The organism is Thermophilibacter provencensis, from assembly GCF_030372065.1.
GTDB classification, from domain to species: Bacteria; Actinomycetota; Coriobacteriia; order Coriobacteriales; family Atopobiaceae; genus Thermophilibacter; species Thermophilibacter provencensis_A.
Genome location: NZ_JAUDEA010000002.1, coordinates 87887 through 111711 on the forward strand (window position 1 = coordinate 87887; position 23825 = coordinate 111711).

The 23825-nt window shown below is 63.9% G+C and carries 15 protein-coding genes; 3 read left to right on the plus strand and 12 right to left on the minus strand.

All coding sequences use genetic code 11. The features are described 5' to 3' along the window. Positions 1 to 100: 100 nt before the first annotated feature. The 8 genes from QUW25_RS01945 to QUW25_RS01980 form a co-directional block, all read right to left on the minus strand. Positions 101 to 1621 carry a L,D-transpeptidase family protein gene (locus QUW25_RS01945; RefSeq protein WP_289510554.1) on the minus strand — a complete coding sequence of 507 codons (1521 nt, stop codon included), beginning with the start codon at positions 1619 to 1621 and terminating at the stop codon, positions 101 to 103. A 167-nt stretch (positions 1622 to 1788) separates the two neighbouring features. Further along, positions 1789 to 3666, minus strand: coding sequence for an ABC transporter ATP-binding protein (locus QUW25_RS01950; protein WP_289510555.1), 1878 nt, complete (start codon positions 3664 to 3666; stop codon positions 1789 to 1791). Next, positions 3659 to 5440 (minus strand): ABC transporter ATP-binding protein, encoded by a 1782-nt coding sequence (locus QUW25_RS01955; RefSeq protein ID WP_289510556.1) that lies wholly within the window; start codon positions 5438 to 5440, stop codon positions 3659 to 3661. The genes QUW25_RS01950 and QUW25_RS01955 overlap by 8 nt, the downstream gene beginning before the upstream one ends. Next, a complete protein-coding gene (locus QUW25_RS01960) occupies positions 5441 to 5908 on the minus strand; it encodes a MarR family winged helix-turn-helix transcriptional regulator (protein WP_289510557.1) in 468 nt (155 codons plus the stop codon). A gap of 69 nt (positions 5909 to 5977) precedes the next feature. Continuing rightward, the gene (locus QUW25_RS01965) at positions 5978 to 7090 is read right to left on the minus strand and encodes a glycosyltransferase (RefSeq protein WP_289510558.1); all 1113 of its coding nucleotides are present in this window, start codon (positions 7088 to 7090) and stop codon (positions 5978 to 5980) included. A 117-nt stretch (positions 7091 to 7207) separates the two neighbouring features. Next, the gene (locus QUW25_RS01970) at positions 7208 to 7411 is read right to left on the minus strand and encodes a cold-shock protein (RefSeq protein ID WP_072371401.1); all 204 of its coding nucleotides are present in this window, start codon (positions 7409 to 7411) and stop codon (positions 7208 to 7210) included. A 169-nt stretch (positions 7412 to 7580) separates the two neighbouring features. After that, positions 7581 to 9458 carry a DUF4012 domain-containing protein gene (locus QUW25_RS01975; RefSeq protein ID WP_289510559.1) on the minus strand — a complete coding sequence of 626 codons (1878 nt, stop codon included), beginning with the start codon at positions 9456 to 9458 and terminating at the stop codon, positions 7581 to 7583. 105 nt (positions 9459 to 9563) lie between these two features. Then, positions 9564 to 12119, minus strand: a complete 2556-nt coding sequence (locus QUW25_RS01980) for an N-acetylmuramoyl-L-alanine amidase (RefSeq protein ID WP_289510560.1) — start codon at positions 12117 to 12119, stop codon at positions 9564 to 9566. 200 nt (positions 12120 to 12319) lie between these two features. Between QUW25_RS01980 and QUW25_RS01985 the strand changes: the two genes are divergently transcribed. Continuing rightward, positions 12320 to 14752 (plus strand): glycosyltransferase family 2 protein, encoded by a 2433-nt coding sequence (locus QUW25_RS01985; protein ID WP_289510737.1) that lies wholly within the window; start codon positions 12320 to 12322, stop codon positions 14750 to 14752. Positions 14753 to 14836: 84 nt separating this feature from the next. On the opposite strand, the gene QUW25_RS01990 is transcribed toward QUW25_RS01985, so the two are convergent. The 4 genes from QUW25_RS01990 to QUW25_RS02005 all read right to left on the minus strand — a co-directional run bounded on the left by QUW25_RS01990 (position 14837) and on the right by QUW25_RS02005 (position 20487). Then, complete coding sequence (locus tag QUW25_RS01990) at positions 14837 to 15457, minus strand: hypothetical protein (protein WP_289510561.1); 621 nt, start codon at positions 15455 to 15457, stop codon at positions 14837 to 14839. Positions 15458 to 15570: 113 nt separating this feature from the next. Beyond that, on the minus strand, positions 15571 to 16089 hold the full coding sequence (locus tag QUW25_RS01995) for a hypothetical protein (RefSeq protein ID WP_289510562.1): 519 nt from the start codon (positions 16087 to 16089) through the stop codon (positions 15571 to 15573). A gap of 72 nt (positions 16090 to 16161) precedes the next feature. Further along, on the minus strand, positions 16162 to 19242 hold the full coding sequence (locus tag QUW25_RS02000) for a DUF4422 domain-containing protein (RefSeq protein WP_289510563.1): 3081 nt from the start codon (positions 19240 to 19242) through the stop codon (positions 16162 to 16164). A gap of 60 nt (positions 19243 to 19302) precedes the next feature. Then, on the minus strand, positions 19303 to 20487 hold the full coding sequence (locus tag QUW25_RS02005) for a glycosyltransferase family 2 protein (protein WP_289510564.1): 1185 nt from the start codon (positions 20485 to 20487) through the stop codon (positions 19303 to 19305). Positions 20488 to 20713: 226 nt separating this feature from the next. Between QUW25_RS02005 and QUW25_RS02010 the strand changes: the two genes are divergently transcribed. After that, positions 20714 to 21949 carry a serine hydrolase gene (locus tag QUW25_RS02010; RefSeq protein WP_289510565.1) on the plus strand — a complete coding sequence of 412 codons (1236 nt, stop codon included), beginning with the start codon at positions 20714 to 20716 and terminating at the stop codon, positions 21947 to 21949. 568 nt (positions 21950 to 22517) lie between these two features. After that, complete coding sequence (locus tag QUW25_RS02015; protein ID WP_289510566.1) at positions 22518 to 23813, plus strand: serine hydrolase; 1296 nt, start codon at positions 22518 to 22520, stop codon at positions 23811 to 23813. Positions 23814 to 23825 lie beyond the last annotated feature (12 nt).

A 23825-nucleotide genomic window follows, 5' to 3' on the forward strand; every position in this document is an offset into this window, starting at 1 on the left:
ACTCCCCGCTCTCGTTCGAAAAAAGTCAACCAACGAACTTTATCACGTCCGCGGGGGCATGTGAAAGAAAACAGAAGGTAGGCAGAGGCCTTTCTGAATCCTATCGGTAGGACACGAACTTCGTTCCGTAGGGAATGTTGTCGTAGATCCACTTAGCCTGCTCGATGGGAAGGCGCACGCACCCGTGCGAGAGGTTCTGCCCGAGCCGACTATCGAGAACGTTGAACGTGTTCTGGTAGTACTCGACGGAGTGGATGAGGTAGTTTCCGTAGAACTGCGTGTAGTAGTAGCAGGTGTATGCAGGAAGGGACAGCGCGCCGTTGAACGAGTAGCCCTTGCCCGTGATGGTGTACTCGCCAAGAACGGTGGGCGTGGAGGCCTTGCCGGTTGTGCACAACCAATAGCTCTGGAGGGTCCACCTGCCCTTTCCGCCCGTGAAGATGCCAAGGTAGTTGTTGGTGGTGTCAACCATGATGAGCCAGTTCGTGGCGCTGCTGTACCCCTGAGCCTTGGAGACCATGTTGCTCAGGCCGGGCGTGTTGTCGAGCGACCCGTCTTCCTTGAAGATGTAGGCCTTTCCGTCGATGGTGACAAGGCCCGTCACCACGACACCGGAGGACGCGTCGAGGTAATACGTCTTACCGCCATCGTCGAGCCAGCCATGATGCATCTGGCCGTTGCTCGGGTCGAAGTAGTACCTCTGACCGCCATGGTTGGCCCAGCCCTTGACGGGAGCGCCAGCCTCGTCAAAGAGGTAGGTTGCCCCATCGATGCTGCGCATGCCCGTTGCCATGGCGCCTGACGTCTTGTCCAGGTAATAGGTCTTACCGCCCTCGTTGAGCCAGCCACCGCGATACATCTCGCCGGTGCTGGAGTCAAAGTAGTAGCTAAAGCCGGAGAACTGTGCCCAGCCACCCTTGGGCGAGCCGCTGTCATCAAGCAGATAGTACTTTCCGTCGATGAAGGAGAGCCCGGTGTCAAGCCGGCCCTTCTCATCAAAGTGCAGGCGCTTGCCCTCCACCGTTTGCCATCCGGTCGCGTAGGTGCCGTCGCCGTAGCCGTAGAACCTCTCCCCATCCGCCTCGGACCAGCCAGAGAAGGGCTCCTCGGGCGCCTGGGGGCCAACGTCGAGCGCGTACCAGGCAACGCCCTCATGCCGCCAGCCCAGGGAGACGAGCGCCATGTTCTCCTCGGCGCTCAGGGTGTAGTTGTGCGCCCCGGTCTTGGCGTAGGGGTTGTACTGGCGCCAGAGCGGAGCCCCTTGGTCCTTGTCGGAGTACCAGCCCACGCCCTCGTAGCGCCAGCCCAGACCCGCGAGCGCGTCGCGCTCCTCCTCGCTCATGGTGTAGTGGTGATCATCGGAGTACGGGTTAAAGAGCCGGTAGACTGGGTCACCATCCGAGGGGGCGGTCCAGCCCACGCCCTCTGAGCTCCAGCCCAGACCCTTGAGCGCATCGTGCTCGTCGGCGCTCTGGGTATAGAAGTGCTCCCCCGTATAGGGGTTATAGAGACGGTAGGTGGTGATGGCGTAGGGAGCGTCTGCCGCCTCGTCGGAGGCGTCCTGCGCAGGCTCGGCACCCGCAAGCACGGGGCAGAGGGTAAGCGAAAGGGCGAGCAGCACAGGGAGAAGTCCTTCTTGAGTCCTCATGGGTCACACCGCCTTAAGCGTTGGGCACAGGTCCTCCTATGAAGATACCATTTCGCGGGAGACGGCCGGCGCGCAGCGCCCACCGGGGCCAGAAGGCCGGTGCGCGGCCAAGGCCGCCGTGGCCCCAGCCGCGCGCCGCACTACGCAAACTGGCTGCGATAGAGCTCCGCATAGGCCCCGCCCGCAGCGAGAAGCTCGGCGTGCGTGCCCTGCTCGATGATTGTGCCCTTCTCCATCACAAGGATGAGGTCGGCGTCGACGATCGTGGAGAGGCGGTGCGCAATGACAAAGCTCGTGCGGTTCTCCATGATTGCCTCCATTGCGCGCACGATGGCCTGCTCGGTGCGGGTGTCCACGCTTGAGGTTGCCTCGTCGAGGATGAGGATCGCCGGGTCCGTGAGCATGGCGCGGGCGATGGTGAGGAGCTGTCGCTGGCCCTGCGAGATGTTCTCCGCATCATTGGAGAGCATCGTGTCATAGCCGTGCGGCAGCGTGCGCACGAAGAAGTCCACGTGCGCGGCACGCGCGGCCGCCTCAATCTCCTCGCGCGTGGCCCCGGGCTTGCCGTAGGCGATGTTCTCCGCGATGGTTCCCTCAAAGAGCCAGGCGTCCTGGAGCACCATGCCAAACTGGCGGCGCAGCTCGGCTCGGGTGAGCTCGCGCGTGTCCACGCCGTCGAGCGTGATGCGCCCTCCATCGACCTCGTAGAAGCGCATGAGCAGGTTGATGAGGGTGGTCTTTCCGGCCCCCGTGGCACCGACGATGGCCACCTTCTGCCCGGGTTCCGCCACAAGAGAGACGTCGCGCATGAGCGGCCGGTCGGCGGCATAGCCAAAGCGCACGTGCTCAAAGGCCACGCGACCCGTCACGGGATCGGGAAGCTCCGCGGGGCGCTCGGGGTCAGGCACGACCTCCCCCTCGTCAAGGAAGAGGAAGACGCGCTCTGCGGCGGCAAGCGCGCCCTGGAGCATGTTCACCGTGAGCGCGAGCTGCGTAAAGGGCTCGGACGCCTGCATCACGTACTGGAAGAACGCCTGGAAGACGCCAACGGAGATCTGGCCCATGACCAGCATGCCTCCGGCGAGAAGACCAACCGTCACCTGGCAGAGCCGCATGAGGAAGCGAATGGCGGGAGCGATGGCGTTGGTCACAAAGTCGGCGGTGGCGGAGGTCTCCATCAGGCGGTCCGAAGCCTCCCCAACCTCGGCGAGGCTCGCGTCCTCGCGTCCAAAGGCCTTGATGACGGCACGGCCACTGTAGGCCTCCTCCACCCGACCGGTAAGCTCGCCGAGGGCGGCCTGGCGCGCGGCGGCAACCTTGAGCGTACGGGCGGTCACGAGCTTGGTGGCAACGCTCGCCACCACGCCAAAGACCACGAACACGGCCGTGAGCATAAGGTCGTAGGTTGCCATGAGGATGATGGCGCCGCCGACCATGCACACCGCGATGAGCAGCTGGAGAAGGCCGCGCTGCAGGACCTCGGAGACCTTGTCGAGGTCGTTGGTGGCGCGGCTGATGGTGTCGCCGGGCTGGTGCGCGTCATAGTACGAGAGGGGCAGACGCGCGAGCTTCTCGCCAATCTGCTTGCGAAGGCCGAGGTTGAGACGCTCGGCAAAGCTCGCCATGACGAGCACCTGAACCGTGTACGCGGCCCAGGCGGCGGTCCAGATGCCGAAAAACGTGAGGATCTGAAGGCCGCCGTTCTCGAGCGTCACCACAAAGGGCGCGCCCGTCTCAAAGGTTGCCTGGATGTTGCCCCAGAGAAGGTCGATGAGGCCGGCGCTGTACGCCGTGGCACCCAGGCTTCCGGCAACGTAGAGCACCGAGCACACCGCGGCAACCACGAGGCGCCAGCGCTGCCCGCTCGCCGCCTCCCAGAGACGACGGGCCGTTCCGAGCGCGTCGTCGGGCACCTCCAGCTCGTCCTCACTAGGCTGCTTCCCCTCGACGGGCGCTTCCCCGCGCTCGAGCTCAGCGAGCTCGTCGAGCTCGAGGTCCTTCTCGGTCTTGCTAGACATGGGCATCCTCCCCCCTGGACTGGGAATCGGCGATGGCACGGTACGTGGGGCACCCGGCCATGAGCTCGTCGTGGGTCCCCAGGCCCACGACCTCGCCGTCCTTGAGGACGACGATCTGGTCGGCATCATGGATGGTGCTCACGCGCTGAGCGATGATGAGCGTGGCCGCATGTGAGAGCTCTCCCGCCAGGGCATGACGGAGCGTGGCGTCTGTCTTGTAGTCGAGCGCGGAGAACGAGTCATCAAAGACGTAGAGGTCGGCGTCGCGCACGAGCGCGCGGGCGATGGCCAGGCGCTGACGTTGGCCACCCGAGAAGTTCGTGCCGCCCTGGGCAACGCGCGTCCCCAGGCCGTCGGGGAGCTCGCGCACAAAGCTCGCCTGAGCGACCTCCAGGGCGTGCCAGAGATGCCCGGTTGAGGCATCAGCATCACCGTGACGAAGGTTCTCCGCGATGGTGCCAGAGAAGAGCCAGGCCTTCTGCGGAACGTAGGAAATGCGCGAGCGCAGCTCCTCCTGGGAAACCTTGCGCACGTCAGCCCCCTCAAAGGTGAGGCTGCCCGCCGTGACATCGTTGAAGCGCAGCAGGAGCTTGGCCACCGTGGACTTTCCGGAGCCCGTGTTGCCGATGATGGCCGTGGTCTGGCCACGCCTCAGGGCAAACGAGATGTCGTGCAGGGTGTCCTCGTCGGCATCCGAGAAGCGCAGGCTCGCGTGGTCAAAGCGAGCGACCTCGTCACCCGGCTCGCCGCGATGCGCGCAGAGCTGGACGGGCGTCTCGGCGTTCTCGATCTCCGGCTCGGTGGAGAGCACCGCAGCGGCGCGCGTGAGGCACGCGAGGGCGCGCGGAACCTGGAGGATGGCGAACTGCGCCATCATGAGGAACATCATGATGAGCATCGCGTACTCAACGAGCGCCGAGATGGAGCCAATCTGCATGGCATGGGCGCCCACGCGGTCGGCACCCACCCACATGATTGCGGCCTCAACGACGTTCATGAGGAAGAACGTGATCGAGTCCGTGAGCGCAAACACAATGTTTACCCTGATGGCGTTTGTCGCAAAGTCGTTGAACGTCTCGCCAAGCCGGGCGCGCTCGTGACCCTCCTTGCCAAAGGCACGGATCACGCGCACACCGGTGATGGACTCGCGCAGGCGGGTGTTCATGTTATCGATGAAGCCCTGAAGGCGCGTGAAGATGGGCGCGGACTTGGCAACGGCAAGGGCGCAGATGACAATGACCGCGAGCGTCACCGCAAGGAGCACCCAACCCATGACAGCGTCGGTAGAAAAGGCGAGCGCAACGGCAATCGCACAGGCGAGCGGCACGGGGAAGATCATGAGGATAGACATGAGCAGCGTCTGCTGAACCACGTTGGCGTCGGAGAGCGTGCGCGTGATCATGGAGCCCGTGCCAAACGAGTTGAAGTCCGAGCCAGAGAACGCAAGGGACGCATCGTAGACCTTCATGCGGAGGTCGCGACCAACCTTGGCACAGAGCTTGGAGGCAAGGAACACCGTGGTGATGTAGCCGCCAGAACCAACGAGCGCAGCCGCGAGCATGGCCACGCCATGACCCATGAGGGCGCTCATGTCACGTGAGTTGACCGCCACGTTGACCATGGCCGAGAGCTGCGTGGGAATGAATAGCATTCCCATCATGTCGCAGATCGCCGCAACAAAGATGGCGGCGAGAAGTGCCTTGTACGGTGAGACGAGCGAGAGGAGCAGGCGCATGGAGGTGCGCTTGCTGTAGTCGCGATTCTTCTGTGCCATCTATTCCCCCTCCCTCGCGCCCAGGGCCGCGAGCTCGCGGTCGATCGCTGCGGTATAGGCGCGTGCCAGGCGCAAAAACTCGGAGCGCTCCTCAACGGAGAGACTCGAGAACGCACGGTCCTCCGCCTCGATGGCGGGAACGATGCGCTCGTCGCTGAAGGCGCGGCCCTCCGGCGTGAGCGTGACGACCTTGGCCTTGCGGCTCCCCTCGGCAAAGTCGAGGCTAATGAGCCCCTTTGCCTCGAGGGCCTTGAGGGCTGAGTTCACCGTCTGCTTGGAGTACGAGAACTCCTCGGAGATGACGCGCTGCGCCACGCTGCCGCCCGAGACCTCCACGGCATAGAGAATCCAATAGGCGGTCTCAGAGAGCCCGCATCCACGCGCAAACTCGTAGTAGACCTTATCGGTCTTTTGATAGAGAGCGTCGAGCGCGCGAGCGCTCACCAGCTCGTCCCTATCGTCCATCATTTCCCTTCCCCTCAGGTGCGAGGAGCAAGGTTAGTCCGATTTCGGATTAAAGTCAAGCGATGGGAGCGGCTACGCCTCGGAGCGCTCCTCGGGGGTGATCACGCGCCCGACCTTTCTCACCACGGAGAGCGGGCCCTCGGTCCGCACGGTGTGGAGCGCCTCGCGTGCGAGGTGCTTGGCCCAGGGAAGCGTGGAGTACTTCTTGGGAGCCTCGCCTAACACGCTAAAGAAGAAGCGCTTGCGATGCGGGGCGAGGTTGGGAATGTGCGCCACAATGTCGGGGTCCATCTTCGAGAAGATCTCGCGCGTCTTCTTCTGGACCACCTCGTTGTCCCAGCCGTCGTCAAAGATGGCACCAAACGTATAGTTGAAGCCACGGAGGTAGTGCGCGCCGATGATGCGCTTGTCAGTGATTCCCAGGCGCTCGATGATCTGCAGCATGTCGAGCCAGCGGTCAAAGGGCCTCGCCACGGCCTCGTCCGTTGCGTGGTTGAGCGTGGAGCCCGGGAGGTCGCAGCGATAGTTATAGAAGGGCTTGTTGAGGTAGACGATGGTCTTGGCTTGGCAGAGCGTCTCCACGAGGAAGGGGTTGTCCGCCCAACCGGCGCCGGGATACTCGATGAAGCGGATGTTGTTCTCGCGAAGGAAGTCCCTGCGATAGATGGCCGACCAAATGGAGGGATGGAGCTCCATGAGCACGGTGTGCTCGGCAATGGTGAAGGGCTTGGTGGAGGTCTTGAGACGGTCGACCATGAGGCTCGGGTAAGGGGCCTGCTTCTCGGGGTCATCCCAGTTATGAATATCGGTCCAGGGGCACTTGACGATGTCGAGCTGCTCCTCAAAGCTGTCGGCAAAGGCGAGCATCTCCTCGTACATGGTGGGCTCTACCCAGTCGTCAGGCTCGATGATGGAGACCCACGTTCCGCGCGCGACGTCGAGGCCGCGGTTGCAGCCCTGCCCGTACCCGCCGTTCTTCTTGTTGATGACCACGATGCGAGAGTCGCGGGCGGCATGCTCCTCGATGATGGCAGGAGACCCGTCCGTGGACCCGTCGTTCACGCAGATGATCTCAAGGTCGCGGTGCGTCTGAGAGGTGAGGCTGTCAAGGCACTGGTCGAGATAGGTCTCGGCGTTGTAGATGGGAACGATGATCGAGACGAGCGTCTGGGAGTCGCCGTGCATGCGAGGATCCTCCTTGGGTCGGTCACAAATACGTTCATGATACCAGCTTATGTGTCCTGGCACAGGAAAGGGGCCCGCAGAAGCGAGCCCCTCCAAGTCGCCCTATGTAGATAAGGACTAGAGCTTGCGGACGTTGGAAGCCTGGAGCTTGCCGTTCTGGCCGGTGGTGATGTCGAACTCGACAGCCTGGCCCTCGTCCAGAGTCTTGAAGCCGTCCATCTGAATCTCGGAGTAGTGGACGAACAGGTCGTCGCCATCCTCACGAGAGATGAAGCCGTAGCCCTTGTCCGGGTTGAACCACTTGACAGTACCCTGTGCCATGTCGTGCCTTTCTTTCATACGCCCCGCGGGGCAAAAGCTGCGCTTGCGCGCGATACCCGTAGCCGTTAGGCCACGGGTGATATCTTACCCCGAAATCGCCGAGACGAACACGACAATCCACTGAGGGGCAAAACCGGGCCGGTGACGCTCGGACTCGCTGCTACCGCCCCTAGTACTCCTGCGCAAGCGGCGTGGTGCGCAGGGTGAGCGGCTCGGCAGCCTCAGCGGAGACGGTGATCTTGTAGGTGAAGGTGACCGTCTCGCCGGCGCGGGCGTGCGCCCTCACGCGGATGAGAGGCAGACCGCTCAGCGTCTCGTGGGCGATGCCGTAGTCCTCGATGATGCCGTCCTCGCTCCAGGCAAAGTCGGTGATGTTGCCGCCGGCGGGAGCGAGGAAGAAGCAGAAGACGATCATGTCGGAGTTATCGCGCTTGTCGCCGTTTGAACCGTGAATGTAGAGCGGGGAGGAATCGGCCTCCTCCTGGGTGATGTTGTTCGTGAGAGTGGTGGTCACGTTGTAGGTGGTGGTGCCGTCGGCGTTCTTAGTGCCCTCGTCCCAGGTGGTGTTGCTCGAGGTGTACCAGTTGATCTTGCTGTACGTGTCGTCATTGAAGTAGACGCCGAGGACGGGCTTTATGGGGTCAGTGTCGATGCCTCCGTCAAAACCAAAGGTGACCATGAGGTTCTGCTCGGTCTCGTCGACCATCCACATGAGGACGCGACCCTCCTTGCCGCACTGCTCGATGACGTCAAAGAGCTGGTTCATGTCCGCATTGCCGAGGTTGCCCATGATCTGTTCGAAGGCAAGGCCCGCAACGGAGGAGAAATACGCGTCCTGGACGTCTCCGTCGTTCCCATACTTCCAATAGGTGTCGCTGAGAAGAACCTTGGCGGCGTTGGTACCGTCGACGAGCGTGCCGTCAGGGGCGGTGAAGCTGCCGGTGAGCGAGAGAAGCCGCTGCAGGAAAACTGGGTCAAGGGCAATCACGCCGTTGACGTCACCAAAGCCCTCCTGGAGCCAGTACTCGCGCGCCATCTCACCCACGCGGGTGAAGTCGGGCGTGCAGTTCACCTGGGCGGGGTCCGTGTCCATGTTCGTGGCGATGGCCGCAACCTCCTCCTCGGTGATCTCAACCTTAAGGCCAGGGTCATGCAGGATGGAGGTGAACTCGCCCATCTGGATGACGCCGTCGGTGATGGTGACGGTTCCCCATGCGCCGGGGAGGCCGCCGGTGGTGCGCAGCTCGGCATTGTTCTGGGCAATGACGAGGTAGGTGCGGGTCTGGCCGTTGGCGCCCAGCATCTGGGGAAGCACGTCGAGCACGGGCTGGAGCTGGTCAACGAGCCCCTGAACCTGCCCGACGGGCTCCTGAACGCGAGAGAGGACGTCGCGCAGCTGCGGGATGTGCGCCTCGGGAAGCGAGGCGATCTGCGACACCGCCTCCTGGATGACGGGGGTCGCCGAGCGGAGCGAGTCCGCGAGCGTCTGGATGAGGCCGACGTTGATGGCGCCATTCTGGAAGATGTCCGAGAGCTTGATGCCGGAGATGCTGCTCGTCACCGGAACGAGCGCGTCATTCACGAGACTGTGCGCTGCGGAGCCGAGCGTCTGCACGGAGCGGATGTCCTCACCCACCACAGGGATGAGCGTGGCAACGTCCCAGAGCGGCGTGTGAACCTCGGAGTTGATGGCGTTGGTCTTCTCCACGATGGTGCCCATCGAGGCGGAGAGCGCGTCGGCGTCGCCGTTCTGAAGGCTCTCGGAGAGCGTGGAGGCCTGTGCCATGATTTGGGAGGCGTCGTCCTTCACCGTCATGGCGGACTGGTAGAGCATGAAGCCCACCGTTCCGCCCACAACGAGTACCACGGCAACAACGGCGGCGATCACAATGGCAACGATGCGGCCGCGATGACCGCCGTTTCCACCTCCCTTGCGAGCCTGGGCGTAGTAGGCGGCATCGGAGCGAGAGTGGGCGGAGGCCATGCCGGAGACCTTCTCGGGTTGCTCCTTGGGCTGCGACGTGTTGGGGGCAAAGTGCGAAGCCACGATAAAACCTCTATTCGTAGTGATTGCAACTCCCAGAACTTAGCATAGGCTCCCCGCAGCTTCAACGATGCGGGAAGCCTGCACACAAACCAAAGAAGAGGGACGCTATGCCGTCTTGAGGATCAGCTCGATCATAGACGCGATGTTCTCGCCATAGCCGTCCCCGGGGACCGCCCACCTGCCGTTGAGCTCCTCGAGCGTGGGGGCGCAGCCGCGCGTGACGTACCCAAAGCGAACGTCCACGCACTCGTTCACGAGATCTTCAGTTGAGGCGTAGGCCTTGAGGTGCTGCACCTGCGCGCGAAGGCCCGTCCTGACGTCCGCAAAGCGGTTGGCACCGTCAACGGGGTTGGAGTTGACGGCACCCAGCCCGGCGAAGTTGCACCACTCAACCTTGACGGCGCCGCCAAAGCGCAGCCATCCCGTCTCGAGCATCGACTGCGCAAACACAACCTCGGCACGCACGCCCTCGGTCTTTGCCTCCTCCACGAGAATACGGCAGAAGTCGTCGATCGTAGCCGCGCCCTTCTCGGCGTAGACCGAGGAGGGATACGTCTCCTCCCCCACCGAGGAGCAATAGTAGCTGGCGAGAAGCGCGGCGCTCGCCTGGGACTCGCCCATGATCGGCGTGCCCTCGCTGTCATCAGACTCGCCGAGGCCCGGAGTCAGGACGGCATACCAGGCGATGTTCTCATCCACCCATCCGTTCTTGATCATCTGGGAGCGTTCCTTGCCGGAAAGCGTGTAGTGGTGGGTGCCCACCGTCTCGTAGGGATTGAAGAGTCGGTAGAGCGGCGCTCCGGTGGAGCCCTCGGAGTACCAGGCAATGCCCTCGTCGGACCAGCCGTTCTCGATCATCTGCGAGCGCTCGTCGGAGCCCATCGTGTAGTGGTGATCGCCCGACCACTGGTTATAGAGACGGAAGACGCAGTCGCTCTCGGAGCCCGCCCTCGGGGCCTCCCACGCCACGCCCTCGCTCGCCCAGCCCTGGTAGACGAGGACGTTTCTCTCGGCGTCATCTGCCGTGTAGAGGTGCTGGCCGGTGTAGGGGTTGTAAAGCCGCCAGAGCGTGGTGATCTCTCGCGCCGTCCCGGTGGCGGCGCGACCCTCCGCGGCGCCGGTCTTGAGGTAGTGGTAGTAGTAGCCCGCCATCGTGGCGCCAAAGAGCGCACGGGCGTCCACGTTTCCAACGTCGTTCTTGTAGAAGATGGGGTCAAACGAGGAGCTCGCACGGTAGCCGGACGCCATGCCCACCGTGAGGAAGTGGTGGAGCGCGCCCAGCTCGTCCTCGGCCACCTCGGCGGCGTACGCGCGCTCGTAGTAGCTCTCGTCATAGACGGGAGAGAGGTCCTCGGCGCCGACCTTCTTCAGACCATAGGCCTGCGCGATGCCCTCGGCGTCAGCGATGCCAAGGTTGGCGAGCTTCTCGTCACTATTGAGAAACGCCTCGTAGTCGCTGCGGTTGTCGATGAAGGCGTGCTCCACGATGATGCCGGGGATGCCGGCCTTGCGAGCGTGGCGGATGATGCCGTAGTAGTCGCCGATGGAGCCGTCGGAGTACTGGTAGCTCTCGCCGGTGACGGTCCTCGTCTTGACGCCGCGCCAGAACAGACCAAGCTCCTCGAGCTCGTCCAGGATCTCCTTGCCGACCTTCTCGCCCACGGCGTGGGTCTCGTTGTTGTACTCGCCGTCATAGGGCGCCCACACCTCGGCGCCGTAGGCCGACGTGTTGCTGTCCCCTCCGCCGATGGCATTGAGGTGCAGGCTCACCACGATGTCGGCGTTTTGCCGGATGGCGTCGATCACGCGGTCGGAGAGCGTCTTGTACTCAAAGCGCTCGCGTGTCATGACCACCTGGACGTTGCCATAGGTCTCGAGCTCCCTGCGGCACGCCTCGGTTATCTTCCAGTTGAGCTCCTCCTCGCGCGCGCCGTCAACGCCCGTCGCACCGGCCTCGGTGGGCCGGCCGTTCTCGCCCTCGGAGTGGCCGGGGTCAAGGGCCACCACCACAACGTAGTCCGTGGAGCTCTCGGAGCTCTTTCCAGAAAGGGAGCGCGCACTGGCACCGGCACCTGAGGGAGATTTAACGCCCTCCTCAGACGCGGCCACGCCCGCGGCAACGGAGGCAACCTCCTCGGGCTCCCCCGCCGCGGAGGAGGCGGTCACCGTCGTGGCAATCTCATCCCCCTCGGAGAGCGCCTGCGCACCCTCCTCAACGGCAAACGAGCGCACGGCGTCATCGCAGTCCGAGAAGTCAACGAGCACGGAGGACCCGTCCTCAAGGGACAGCGCAAGGGAGGAGACAACATACGAGCCCGCCTCCTCCGCGACAAACGAGAAGAGCAGCGCACGCGCAGAGGAGCACGAAAGCTCAACGATCATGGAATCGCCGCTCTCCCCACACTCGATGCAAAGGCTCGCGGAGAGCACCTGAGCAGCAGAAGCCACGTCCTCAAGGGGCGAAACCACAACATTTTGCTCGCCGCCCAGAGAGAGGCGCGAACGGTCAAGGTAAAGGTAACGGATGGCCTGCGAGGAGGGCAGCGTTGGGCTGGACGCCTCCGCGGCATAGGCCGTCCCGGAGGCGGCCAGGGTAAGGCCGGCTGCAACGGGAAGGGAGAGCAGGGCGTCTCGTCTGGTTACGTTTGCGGTGCGGGACATAGAACCCCCTGTGAAAGACGCGGTTACACAGCGCTTCATTCTACTGTCCCTCCCCCTACCCACCTCCCGGCACCTGGATTTCTCCATTACCCTTGAGCTGCTCGTTGAGTGTTTGCTGAGAATTGCCCCAAAGCCCCGCTTGGGAAGGCTCCCGATTCCCTAAACTAAGACGTGTTGGAACCTCGAGAGTTAGGGTGCAGATGAAGATCGCCTCCGCGCTGCTCTGCCGAGCGAGCGAGAAGATTTACGAGAAGCTTGTTGTGAGGGGCGTTCCTGCGTCACATGACGTGTGCGCGATCTTTGACGAGGCCTCGCCGGAGCGCACGGTGCCCTGTGCCCTCTTCCCCCTTGGGGAGCCCAGGGCAGACGAGCGCACCCTCGTGGCGGTCTCCCCCATCGTTGACGTTCCCAAGGCCTCCTACGCCATAGCCGAGTACGACGAGCATGGACGCCTCGTCCAGAGCGTCCGCCGTACCATAGACTACGAGGCCGCAAAGTGGACCTCGCGCCTCAACTACAAGCTCCGCCCTGAGAAGTGCGCCGAGATTCGCCTCTTTGACGAGGGCAGGCTCTCCACGCTCTCGGAGATTGTCATCAGGCAGATCATCCCCGACCAAGACATGATGATCGTTCGCGGCTCCCTCCGCCTTCCCTCCGCAGGCGAGCACGACGTGCGCCTCGCCTGCCTCGACGAGCACCTCATGCCCGCAGGCGCCGCATTTCTCAACATGGGCGAGCACGATGACAGCTCGCGTGCGTCTCGCCACGCGGGGCTCCTTGTCCATGACTTCTCGGTGCGTCTGCCCATCTCCTCCGGCAGGCTCTTCTTCTTTGGCTGGGACGAGCGCCACCCGGGCTCCTACGTCTGCCACGAGCTCTGGCCCGAGCGCAAGGAGGAGCTCCTGAACGAGATGCGCCACCGCTACATGAGCGCCGGGCTTGATCCCTACTACGCCGAGTGGCTGCGCCTCAAGCGGCCCAACCTCCTCGAGCAGGAGCTCCAGCGACGCTGCGAGCTCCCCGGCGCGCCGAGCTTCTCGCTCGTGGTGCCTCTCTTCCAGACGCCTGCCAACCTTTTCACCGAGATGGTGGACTCCGTTCGCGCGCAGACCTACGCCCGCTGGGAGCTCGTGCTCGTAAACGCGTCCCCGGAAAACGCCGATCTCTGCTCCCTCGTTGAGAGGGCATGCTCCGATGACGAGCGGATACGCTGCGTCACGCTCGAGAAGAACCTCGGCATCTCCGGTAACACCAACGCCGGCATCGAGCGCGCCACCGGCGACTTTGTCGCGTTTCTTGACCACGATGACTTCATCGAGCCCGACACGCTCTTCGAGTACGCTCAGGCCGTCAGCGAGCACCCCGACACCGACCTCCTCTACTGCGACGAGGACATTCTCGACCTCGACGGGGTTCTCAAGGCGCCCTTCTTCAAGCCTGACCTTGACGTTGACCTGCTGAGGACCAAGAACTACATCACGCACCTCCTCACCATCCGCCGCAGCCTCCTTGCCGAGCTCGAGCCCTCCACGCCCGAGTTTGACGGCGCCCAGGACCACCACATGACGCTTCAGGCCGTCGAGCGCGCGCGTCGCGTGACGCACGTGCCGCGTGTCCTCTACCACTGGCGCGTGTGCGAGGGCTCCTCCTGCGGCAACCCCGAGAGCAAGCTCTATGCCGTCAAGGCCGGCATCCTCGCCGTCTCCGAGCACCTCACGCGCTGCGGGATCTCGGCGCGCGTTGAGGAGGGCGACTACCCCTTCACCTATCGCGTGCTCTACGACGTGCCGCAGCCCGAGCCGCTCGTCTCGGTGGTCATTCCCTCCTGTGACCATGCGGACGTGCTCAGGGCGTGCATCGACTCGCTCGTCGATAAGACCACGTACCAGAACTACGAGATCGTCGTCGTTGAGAACAACAGCCGCGAGCAGGCGACGTTTGACTACTACGAGAGCCTGCCGGAGGCGACCGGAGGACGTGCCCGCGTGGTGCGCTGGGACGGCGAGGGTGGCTTCAACTACTCCAAGCTCATCAACTTTGGCGTCCGCCACGCACGCGGCGAGTACCTTCTGCTGCTCAACAACGACACCGTGCTCATCACGCCCGAGTGGATGGAGCGCTTCGTGGGCATCTGCGCGCGCGAGGAGGTAGGTGCCGCCGGGGCGCTGCTCTACTACCCCGACGACGTGATCCAGCACGCGGGCGTAGTGGTGACGGGTGCGGCCAACCACCTCTTTGCCGACATGCCGCGCGGCAACGACGGCTACTTCAACCTCGTCACCTGCCAGCGGCAGCTCTCCGCCGTCACCGCAGCGTGCATGATGGTGCGCCGCGACGCCTTCGAGCGCGTGGGGGGCTTCGAGGAGGCGCTCGCCGTCTCCTACAACGACGTTGACTTCTGCCTCAAGCTCCGTGACGCGGGCTACGTGGTGGTCTACACGCCCGAGGTGCGGATGTACCACCATGAGTCACTCTCGCGCGGGCACGACGAGAAGCTCGAGGAGCAGGCGCGCCACATCGGCGAGATGGCGCTTCTGAGGGAGCGCTGGCCCATGCACTACGCCAAGGGGGACCCGTACTTCTCGCCGAACGTGCGTCAGGAGTGGCCGCTCAGCTCTTGGTACCACTTCTAACGAGGGGGTCTGGACAGCACGGCGCCCATCCCGACCGCGCGCCGAGAAAGCGAGACGTGACGCGCAGCCCCGAGAGGGGCGCGGCTACGCGGTGAACCCCCAGGAGTACCAGCCGACGCCCTCCCATTGCCAGCCAAGCTCGAGGAGCGCGTCGCGCTCCTCGACGCTCATCGTGTAGTGGTGGGTGCCCATCGTGGCATAGGGGTTAAAGAGGCGGTAGTTGGGGGTGCGCTGAGAGCTCGCCGACCAGCAGAAGACGCCCTCGCCCACCCAGCCGATGGTCTGGAGCTGATCGTACTCGTCCCTGCTCGTGGTGTAGTGATGCTCCCCCTGCGGGGAGTACGGGTTGTAGAGACGATAGATGGGCCAGTAGTCGTCATTTTCCGGGAGGTCCTCAAACATGCCGACGAGCCCCGCGCTCGCCGGGTCGTCCTCCCCGCCAGACTCGACTGACCAGCCGATCTTGGCCAGGGCATCGCGCTCCGCGGCGTCCGTGGTAAAGAGGTGCTCGCCAGAATACGGGTTGTAGAGACGATAGAAGGAAACGTGGTTCTCGTCGCTCTCGTAGGCGGCGTTGGCGGGGTCATCTGCCGACCAACCCGGCGTCTGCCAGCCCATGAGCGAGCCGCCCGCGGCAAGTGCGGCAACGGGGACGGCAGCGAGCGCAAGGGCGAGCGCAGAGATGACGAGCGTTCTCTTCTTCATGACAACCCCTCGACGATGAAAGCTTCCACAAAGAAGGATATAACAACTCGCCAAGAAAGGCGCCGGGCCGCCCCCCAGGGACGGCCCGAGCAGCGTTTATGTGAGCGCAAGCGCTATGCGCCCTTCTGATTGGTATAGAACCAGGCAACCCCCTCGTTGACCCAACCTGCCTCAACGAGTGCCTCGACCTCGTCCTTGTCCTGCGTGAAGTGGTGGTACGCGTGCGAGACGTAGGGGTTGTAGAGGCGGTAGACGGGGATGCCGTAGAGGTTTCCGGAGTAGAAGACGATGCCCTCACCGACCCAGCCGACCTTCTTGAGCTCGGCGTACTCGTCCTTGTCGGAAGTGTAGTGGTGGTCGTCCGTGTAGGGGTTGTAGAGGCGGTAGAGGATCCAGCTCTTTCCCTCAGCGGCATAGCAGGCGGACGCCTCGGGGTTGAAAGAGTCGCTGACGGACGCCTCCCACTCCGCGACCTGCTCGTCGGTTATGGTCCAGCTGTCGGGAATCTCCACCACGCGGTTGGGCCAGTCCTCCGCAAGCGTGGTCTTGATCTCGCGGGCGCCGGCAACGCCCGGGACGAGCGCGAGGGCCAGGGCCAGGCCCGCCGCAGCAACAAACAGGTGCTTTCTCATGCGTCCTTCTCACGTACTGAATGTCAACTGAGAGACACTATAGCCTTTGAGCGCCCTCCCGTAAGAATTGCGCTACGAGCGACCACGCAGGGCGCGCCCGACGGACTTGAGCACCTCGCGGCGGCGCGAGCCAAGCGGCAGCACCGGGTCGAGCACGCGAAGCAGGCTCCTCTCCCCCACGGCGCGCTCGGGCAGCAGCACCACGGGCTCGGGGGCAGGCTCTGGTGCCGGAGCAGGCTCGGGCAGCGGCTGCGTGCTCGCAAGCGCCATGAGCTTCTCGTAGAGCGGCGTCTTGCGCGCATACTCCCAGTAGAGCTCGCTCAGGTCGCACATGCCGTACTTCCAGGGCTTCTCAAAGCCCGCGTAGTGGACAATCTTGGGGTCGGAATACGCCGTGAGATAGCGGTCGTACACGTCCGCCGGGGCAAAGCTGAAGACGCGCGCGATGCGCCCGCCGCAGTCGTTCATGACGTTCCAGGCATTGTCGAGAAACACCACGTGGCCCTGGCACTGAGCGTTCAGGATGTCCTGGTCGTCGTAGATGTACTTGGTCTCCGCCGCAAGCTCGAGCCACTCCGCAACGCTGTGCAGCCCGCGCAGCTCGCGCGTGTTGAGCACGAGCACGCCTGCCTGAAAGTACGTGTACGGGTCCCCAAGCCCCAGAACCTCGTCGGAGTAGCGCAGGCGCTCCCCGCCTGCCATGTTGAGGTTGCCCAGGTAGTCAATGTCAATGGCAGCCGCGAGGTAGTTGTCACCCAGCTCGGTGTCAAAGAGCTCCGCCACGTCCCCGCGCACGATGAGGTCCGAGTCAAGGTAGAGGACCTTGTCGTATCCCGGCAGAACCTCCTGGATAAGAAAGCGGTAGTAGGTCTCAACGCTAATGTGGGCGTTACTCGTACGCAGGTCATAGGAGCGCAGGATGTCCCGCACGTTGACAAAGCGCAGCGCAGCGTTCTCAAAGCGCGAGAAGAACGAGCCCATGAGCCGCTGGTTGTGCGCTGAGATGTCCTTCTCGAGGACTACCACGTCATAGAGCCGCTCGGGAGAGGCGTTCTCCAGCATGGAGAAGATCGTCGTCGTGAGCATGGGGACGTAGTTGTTGTCCGCGGCAAAGACCACGGGAATAACCGGGCGGCCGGCGGCTGCAAGGGGCTCGAGCGCCGGACGGCGAAGAGGCTCGGGGTTCTCAAAGTGAACGCACTGGAGCTCCTTCCAGCGCAGCTCAACGTTCACGCGACGCTCGTGGATAAGGAAGACGTTGAGGAGACGCTCGGAGAGGTGCCCGGGCGTGCGCAGCCCCTCGTGGCTGTAGGTGGAGCAGTCCCAATCCTCCATGAAGCGCTCCAAAACCGGGAACATCCATGCGCAGTAGCGATGGAAGAGGTCGCGCCGCATGATGAACATGTTGCAGAAGCAGGCGCGGTGCCCGCCGAGAAACGCGCGGACGTCCTCGGCGTACTCCGGGTACATCTTGCAGACGATATCCATGGTGCGCGTGAGGTCCGCAAGGTTGAGGTGCGGGGCGCGCGCGTAGTGGTCGAGCGGGTTGGCGTAGCGCTCGGGGAAGGCGCTCATGTCGTTGACGCCCGTGGTGATGACGTCCCACCCCTCGATGACGGAGGCCATGGTCGCGTCGTCAAGGCCATAGCGCTTCTGGGAGTCCCAGTCTATGCGCGCATCCATCACCTCGCCGTAGACGTTCTCATCGTGGCGGCGATCCACAAAGTCGAAGTAGCGGCGGTAGTGGCAGAAGCCGTAGTACTCGGCGTCAACGTTCTTCCAGGCCCAGTACTGCGTGGTGAGCTCGCAGTACATGGCGTTCTTCTCGGCGATGTTGTCCCCGGTGTCATCCTGGAGCGCCCAGGGGAAGCGCATGCGCGGGCGCGCGAGCCCAACCTGAACGGGCTGGAGGATGTCGCTGTGGAAGCGGTTGACCTCCTTGTGGGTGGTCACAAAGATGCGGATGCGCTGGTCGTTGTAGTCATGCTCGCTCACGGGGTGGATGTCGTCGGCCGCAGCCTCGCGCGCGGGGGCGTTCTCCTCGATGTCATAGAGATGCGAGCGTGCCTCGTGACGATACCTCGCAAAGCGCTCCGGTAGCTCGGGTGCGCCGTCGGCGAGCTCGTCTGCAAGGCGGAACCACTGCGCGGCAACGGACACGCTCTCGAAGGGCTCCCCCGTCGTGAGAGCGGCGTAGGCGCGGTCGCGCACGAGGCGCATAACCTGTGCGGCAATCTCGCCGGCCCCAAAGGCGTCCACGGCGGCGCGGGCGGCCTCGGCCTTGTCGGAGTCGTCCACGCGGCGCAGCCAGTCGTTCATGAGCAGGTCGAGGAGCTTGGACGTGGCACCCGCAACGTGCTGGCTCACGGCCTCATCAGCGCACTTCTCCGCGTAGCGCTTCATCGCGTCCACACATGCGCGGAACTGCCTACAGAAGCTGGAGAAGGTGGCGGCTTCAATGGCGCTGGTCCCCGTAACGCCGCGGCCGTAGAAGTAGCGCAGGGCCCGCACGTCGTTCACGGTGATTTGCTCGCTGGCGCGGTGCGCGAGAACAAGCAGCTCGTAGCAGTCCTCCGCGCGCTCGAGGCGCTCCTCGGCCATGGCAAGAAACGCCTCGCGGCAGAACTCCGTGCGATAGGCGCGCTGCGTGACGCGCCAGTCCTGGGCATAGCCACCGTCAGCGTCAAAGATCGCGTGGCAGGCCTCCGCTCCAGACATGCGCTCGAGCGGAGCGTTGACGTTCTCCTCAAAGGCGCGGCAGTCCTCGTCGGACACGCCCGAGGGAACAACCTCGATGCCAAAGTGGACCATGTCAGGGCACCCGTCCCCAATGGCGCAGACGAGCCCCTCGAGGGCATCCGGGGAGAGCTCGTCATCGGCGTCGAGAAAGATCGTATAGTCCTTCTCGCACACCTCGATACCCGCGCGCCGGGCAAGGTGGAGCCCCCGGTTCTTGGGAAGGGAGAGCACGCGGAACCTCTCGTCACCCCTTGCGTAGCGCTGGGCAACCGCCAGCGTGTCATCCGGGCTGGCGTCGTTCACGATGACGCACTCCCACGAGGGGTAGGACTGGCGAGCAATGCTATCGAGACATCCCGGCAGGTACGCAACGTTGTTATACGCCGTGACGACTATCGAGAACGTGGGTGACAAAATGGCTCCCTCTCAACGGGTCTGGTGCTCCCCATTATCTCCAAACTGTGCGTCCCAGGTCTACCTTGTCCGCAAACGCGCAAGAAGGTGACGCACGACGCCGCGCACACTTCTCTCGTCCTTCAGGTTCTCAAGGTCTCCGAGGTGACGCTCGGCCGCTTCTTTCATGATGGCGTAGCGAGGGGAGACGGGGCCAGAGACGAGCTCGTCCGCGCGACGCGCGTCCGCGAGGAGCCGGTGAAGCTCGTCGGATGACTTTGGGCAGGTCCGGGCGTCAAAGAGCGCGTAGGCGCGGTCCCGCACAAAGCGGTAGAGCTCCCCCGCCACGGCGTCCGCGGGCCAGAGGGAGAGGACGCCGTCAATGGCAGCCCGCTGCCCCTCGGCGGAAAGGCCGTCGTGGAGCTCGTTCATGACGTGCTCAATGAGGCGGTCGCGCACGTCGGCCACGCGTGCGGGCCAGTCGTCGCGCACCACAGCGCCCGAACACGCAAAGTCCTCGATCAGCGTGAGCGCGGCGTGATCGCGCTCGCTGGTGGCAAGCACGTCCTCAACCGTCTGGCGCGCGCCAAAGGTTTCCCCTCGACCGAGGTGGTACTCGTACCACGGCGCGTCGGGGACCGCCACGTACGTTGTCGCCATGGAGCAGAGCAGAAAGCTCGCGTAGAGGTCATCCGAGAGCGTGAGCCGCACGTCATGAGTGGCCGCCCAAGCACTGCGCGCGATCTCGCCGCGATACACCTTGTGGTGAACGTGCCAGTCAAACCCGCGGTCACCGGAGAACTGCGTCTGGAGGATCTTCTCGCCCTCCAAGCGGCGCGGAGGTGGCGTGAGAAAACCGGTCATGCCGGCAGCGGCGCCCTCCGCCGCAGCGTTCTCCGCAATGACGCTCACGCCAAAGTGGAGGATGTCGGGGTCGTGATCCGTGAGGGCGGCTTCGATTTCCTCGAGGGCCCCGGGCGCAAGCGCGTCGTCCTGATCAACGAGAAGCACGTAGTCCCCGGTGCTCGCAAGAACGCCGTCACGGCGCGCCCGCAGCGTGCCGCCGTTCTCCGCCCGCTCGACGAGCCTCACGCGCGAGTCTCTCTCTGCAAGCGCCCTTACGAGCGTGGGCGTCTCGTCGGAGCTCCTGTCATCAGCAACGATGACCTCAAGGTCGTCCACGCCCTGAGAGAGCACGCTCTCAAGACACTCCGCAATATGCGCGGCGCCATTGAACGCCGGAACAACGACAGAAAAGCGCGGCATGACAATCTCCCGGCCAACGTGTAATTCCTCACCCACGATGATGGCACAAGAGCCCCGCCAGACAAAGGAGAAGGACGCGTGGCCGCGCGGGACCCATCCAAAGCGCCAGAGGGTCATGGTTCCGGGCGCTCTCATGTAAGAAGGTTGTTATCACCTGCGCAAGCACTTCTCGCCAAGCGCTCTCAGCGCGTACGATACTGCCTGGGAACTGGGGAAACGAGGGGGCATGCGCGTTCGCTCGAACATAGTCATGACCGTGGCTGCCGTCGCGCTGACGGGCCTGCTCTTCCCTGGCGCGGCATGGGCGCAGGACACGCAGGACGTGTGGGGGCTTGCTCATCCCACATCAGGCGAGTTGCTTTACACGGCCGACGAGGCGGAGCGCGACGCGCTCGTTGAGTCCGGCTGGGAGGCACGGGGCGTCGCGTGGGCCGCCCCCGCGGATTCGGACGAGCCCGTCTACCGGCTCTTCTCGGATGAGGGAACTCACCTCTACACCGCCGACCCCATTGAGTGTCTCCAGCTCATGATTGGCGGCTGGACGGGCGAGGGCATCTGCTGGTACTCGGACGAGGGGAAGGCGCTCCCCGTCATACGGACGGACAGGGGCTACGAAATAAGCTCGACAATCCCAGGAGACTCCACCGAGATTGCCTGGTACGCGCTTTCGGGGGGAGACGTTACCCTTGAGACGGCGGACGGCATCACGGTGACGGGCCCCGCCGGTTTTAGCGAGACCGAGGAGTTCCAGCGCGTAGAGGATGAGATCGAGAAAGTCCACCAGGATGGCCATGACCTGGGCATTGTCCTTCTCGACCTGCACACGGGGCGCGGAATCTCCTATGGGGCGAGCGAGCAGCGCTACTCCGCGAGCACCGCTAAGGCGCTCTTCTGCGCGATGATCTACGAGCGTCACGGCACCGCGGGAGGCAACGCCAGGTTGGTTGAGGGGGCCGTCGTGGACTCCTCCAATGAGGATTACTTTGCGCTCTTCCACCACTACAGCGAGGAGGAATTCTTCGACTGGCTCGCCACGAGCGGCGCGCCCAACGCCACGGAACCCGCTCAGGCGGAGCACTATCTCTGGATCTCTGCCGCCGAGACCGCGGAGTGCTGGGAGCACATATGGCGCTGGTGGCTCACGGGGGCCGAGGGGGCTGACGAGCTTGCCGGTCTTCTCGGCCGCACGCGTCACTCGGCCATGGGCGGACTGCTTAGGCAGCGCTACGACGCGTGGTGCAAGCCGGGCTGGTACGAGGAGGACTGGCTTAACATTGCCGCAACCAACGACGTAGGCGTGGTCTTCTCTGACTGCGGGCCTTACGTCCTCGTGGTGATGACGGACTACGGGAGCGACTTCGAGCCGCTCTTCCCCATCATCGATGCGCTCAACGCGTGCCACGGCGCGCTCTGCGGCGGGTCAACGGAATCGCTGCTCACGGGATACGAGGAGCGCTCGTAGCCGAGTCGCTCCGGTCCAGGGGCGCGCTTAAATAAGAGGCCGAGTGCGCGCTACAGTCCCGAGGGACGCTTCAAAAATGCTTCGAGTGAGGCGGCTGTCCTGGCAACGCGCTTAGAAAACGTGTCGAGTGCGCTGGCGCGCTATGAGACGCTGAGAAAAGCGACCGAGAGCACGCTGATGAGGCACTTCTCGCTTTAAAAATACGTCGAGTGACACAATGGCCAAGCGAGAAGAACCTGGCACCGCGCACTCGGCAGGATTCCAATGCGTGGGCGATACCCATGGCGCGCACTCGGGCCAATTCCAAAGCGCTCCCTCCCCCACAAGCGCGCAGTGGGCGCATTTCCAAAGCGCACCGAAAACCCTGCGCTTACTCGGCGATTTTTCGAAGCGCGTAAGCGGCACGCCCCGCACACTCGGCGAGATTTCCAAGCAGCCATGCGCACCCGGAAATGCACCCCCACCATATCCCCCGATGCACGCCAACCGCTCGCCTAAAGAAAACTAATATGACCGCCACTCGGGCAGACAATATCCCCAGCAACAAGCACGGGAAAAGGAGCCGCGGATGAGAGCCAACCGCCATCAGAGCCAAGCGCTTCTTGCCACGGCGGCCCTTGCCCTCGTGCTCACGTTCCTTGCACCCGTGACCGCCCGCGCGGCAGACGCGCAGTCCATGTGGCGCCTCTACAACCCCTACACCGGCGAGCACCTCTACACCGCAAGCACCAGCGAGAGAAACGCGCTGGCGGAGATTGGCTGGCAGCCCGAGGGAGTGGGCTGGATCGCCCCCACGTCGTCTCAGACGCCGGTGTACAGGCTCTTTAACCCCTACGTTGATGACCACCACTACACGACAAGCGTGGACGAGTGCGTGGCGCTCGTGGACGCCGGCTGGCGCGATGAGGGCATCTGCTGGTACTCGGACGACGCCAAGACCGTTGAGGTCAAGCGACAGTTCAACCCCTACGAGCAACGCGGGACGCACAACTACACCTACAGCCAGGACGAGGCAAACGCGCTCGTGAGCCGGGGCTGGCATGACGAGGGAGCGGCCTGGTACGCAGTTGCCCGCGGAGACGTCACCGTGACCACGTCCAGCGGAATTACCGTGGGCGGCCCCGAGGGCTTCACGGGCAGCGCGGAGTTTCAGCGTGTTGAGCAGGCCATCTCATCTGTGAGGGCCGCCGGCCGCGACATCGGAGTGGTGATGTACGACCTTCACAGCGGCCGCAGCCTCTCCTACAACGCCAACAAGAGCTTCTACTCGGCGAGCACCGCCAAGGCGCTCTACTGCGCCATGATCCTCGAGAACTACGGCAGCGCAGGCGCCAACACGCGCCTTGTGGAAGCCTCGCTCGTCGATTCCGACAACGCCTCCTACGGCAGGCTCGTGGACATATACGGTCGCCCGCAGTTTGACCGGTGGCTTGCCGCAAACGGCGCGCCAAGCGCATATCACCCCTCGGCTGCGCTCGACTACCTCTACATCTCCGCAGGCGAGACCGCCAACGCCTGGGAGCACATCTGGAACTGGTGGCTCTCTGGCGGCGCCGGGTCCTCGGAGTTTGCCGGATACATGAGGCGCACGCACCACTCGGCCATGGGAGGGCTTCTCCGCAAGCGCTACGAGGCCTGGTGCAAGCCGGGTTGGTATCCAGACAGCCCCGTCGGCATAAACGCGACCAACGACGTCGGCATCGTCTTCTCGGACTGCGAACCGTACGTGCTGGTGGTCATGACAAACTACGGCAACAACTTCCAGCCGCTCTTCCCGATCATCGACTCGCTCAACGCCTGTCATGGCGCGCTCTGCGGTGGGTCAACGGAGTCCCTGCTTACAGGTTATGAGACGCGCTCTTAGATACGGCGAGAA